Below are 2,620 nucleotides of genomic sequence, written 5' to 3'. Positions count from 1 at the left end.
GTTGTTGAGGCATTTGTTGAGCTCAGCATCAACCACATTTCTTGCACCATCCATTAGACTCTCTGATTCTCTTACATAAACGAATCCCCTTGAGATTAAATCTGGACCGTTTACAAGTTCTCCAGTGGCACTTGAAAGCGCCACAACGATGATAATCAAACCATCTTCTGAAAGATGCTTACGATCTCTAAGAACGATATTTCCGACATCACCAACGCCTAGACCGTCAATAAATACGCGCCCAGCCGGTACAGATTTACCTATTTTAGCAGTTTTCGATGTAAATTCTAAAACACCGCCATTGCTTAAAATAAAGATGTTGTTGGCGCTCATGCCAAGCTCTTGTGCCAATCTCTTATGGCGATCTAAATGCACATACTCACCATGTACTGGTAAAAAGTATTTAGGTCTCACCAAAGAATGCATTAATTTGAGCTCTTCTTGCTTTGCATGGCCTGAAACATGGACATCTGCAAGTGATTCATAGATCATTTGAGCACCTTTTTTTGTTAACTGGTTTATGATTTTACTGACGCTTTTCTCATTGCCAGGAATTGGTGACGAAGATAAAATAACCAAATCACCAGGTACAATTTCCATATTTCTATGCTCTGAATTTGCCATTCTTGCAAGTGCACTCATAGGTTCACCCTGTGATCCTGTGGTAATGACCACGATTTCATTTTCAGGATAACGATCGATGTCTTTTATATCTATAATGATATCATCTGGTAATTTCAAATAGCCGAGTTCAAGTGCAACATTCGACACATTGACCATGCTTCTACCCGAAAAGGCCACACGGCGATTGTTGATATAAGCTGCGTTGATAATCTGCTGTAGACGATGAATGTTAGATGCAAACGAAGCAACTATGATTCTTGCTGATGCATGTTTGAAAATATTTTCAAAGGTCTCACCCACAGTGCTTTCACTCATGGTATAACCCTCTCTTACAACGTTGGTACTATCTGCCAACAAAGCCAGAACGCCTTCATCACCCAATTTGGCAAACTTTGATAGATCCATTTTTTGTCCGTCAATTGGTGTGAAGTCGATTTTAAAGTCACCTGTATGCACAATTGTGCCGTAAGGCGTTTTAATAGCATAAGCCACGGCATCTGCAATACTGTGACATACTCTAATTGGCTCCACTTCGAAAACACCGAGTTTGATTTTTTGACCAGGTGTGATGGTCACGAGCTTAACATCAGTGAGTCTATGCTCTTTCAATTTGTTTTCAACCAACCCCAAAGTCAATCTTGTACCATAAACGGGTACATTGATCTCCTTAAGGACATAAGGCAATGCCCCAATATGGTCTTCATGACCATGTGTAAGGACAATTCCTCTTACCTTAGAAAGATTTTTCTTAAGGTACGTGATATCTGGAATGACAACATCAATCCCTAGGAGCTCTTCCTCTGGGAAAGCCAAACCTGAATCGATGATGAACAAGTCTTCTTCATATTGAATAACAGTCATATTTTTGCCAATTTCATTAAGACCACCAAGCGGAATAATCTTTAAAAGCGGCTCATTAGAAACTGGACCTTCTGCGACTGGCGCTGTAACAGGCGGTTTCTTTTTCTTTGGATAATTATTGCGTTTCGCTTGAGGTTTCTGTCCTTCTGCTGTTTCTACAGCATTCACATTTGCCCCTTTTTTAAGATCTTGTTTTACATTCTCTTGTTTTACATTTTCTTTTTTTGTTGATGTTTTTTTTGTAACTTCAGTTTCTTTTGTATTTTTCTGATTTGTCATAATTTCACCTCTCTAATTTTTACGTGATATGACAAAGGCCGATCAATGAGTTTTTATATACGAAAAATAAACCCTGCACTAAACAAGGTTTTTACATTTACTACATAAGCCATAGAATTTCAATTTATGATCAACGATCTTAAAATCATATTCCTTTTCTATTTTAGCTTCAAGTTGATCAAGTAAATCTCCTTCTACTTCTATTACTGAACCACAGTTTGAACATATCAAATGATGGTGATGATGTGAGCCATCATCACAATATAATTCATATCTTACACAACCGTCCTCGAGATTTAATGAGGATACCACCTCTAACTCGTCTAGCATTTGTAACGTTCTATAAACTGTAGCCAGTCCCATTTCAGGATTCCTTTGTTTAACGATATCATAAATTTCTTCTGTATTAAGATGTTTTCCTTTGTTTTCTTCAATGGCATTGATAATCGCAAGACGCTGCGGCGTTAGTTTATATCCGGATTCTTTTAATTTAAGTTTATATGCTTCATGACACGAACTCATTATTAACACCTCAATACTTTTTTCTTAAATTTTAACATATTGAAAACGAACCGACAACTTCCTATTCTTCGTCTTCGTCCTCTTCATCCATTTCATCCATTAAGTCATTGTATGCTTGGATTACAGATTCAAGTTCCTCTTCATCAGAAATCGTTTCGAAAACGAATTCTGCATCTTCTTCAGTCACTTTAAAAATCAATACCTCGTCTTCATCTTCAACATTTGAAAGAATTGCATATTCTTGATCATCAAGCTCAAGAGTCGCGATAATATTGAATTTCACAGGATTTCCATTGTCATCGAACAATTCTACAATGTCTTCTTGTCCTTGATG

3 protein-coding genes are annotated in these 2,620 nt (G+C 37.4%); all 3 read right to left on the bottom strand.

From position 1 onward, the window contains the following. Positions 1-1,764 (bottom strand): ribonuclease J (locus AC220I_RS21115; RefSeq protein ID WP_486725846.1); only part of this gene is annotated, 1,764 nt, incomplete at its 3' end. Positions 1,765-1,842: 78 nt separating this feature from the next. Continuing rightward, entirely contained in the window at positions 1,843-2,286 is a 444-nt protein-coding gene (locus tag AC220I_RS21110) for a Fur family transcriptional regulator (RefSeq protein WP_486725845.1), read from the bottom strand. A gap of 61 nt (positions 2,287-2,347) precedes the next feature. Continuing rightward, positions 2,348-2,620: DUF1292 domain-containing protein (locus AC220I_RS21105; RefSeq protein ID WP_486725844.1), on the bottom strand; the 273-nt coding region annotated here is incomplete at its 5' end.

Source organism: Fusibacter sp., from assembly GCF_057447755.1.
Note: the sequence above shows the minus strand (reverse complement) of the source record. Positions and strands in the feature narration are given on the sequence as shown.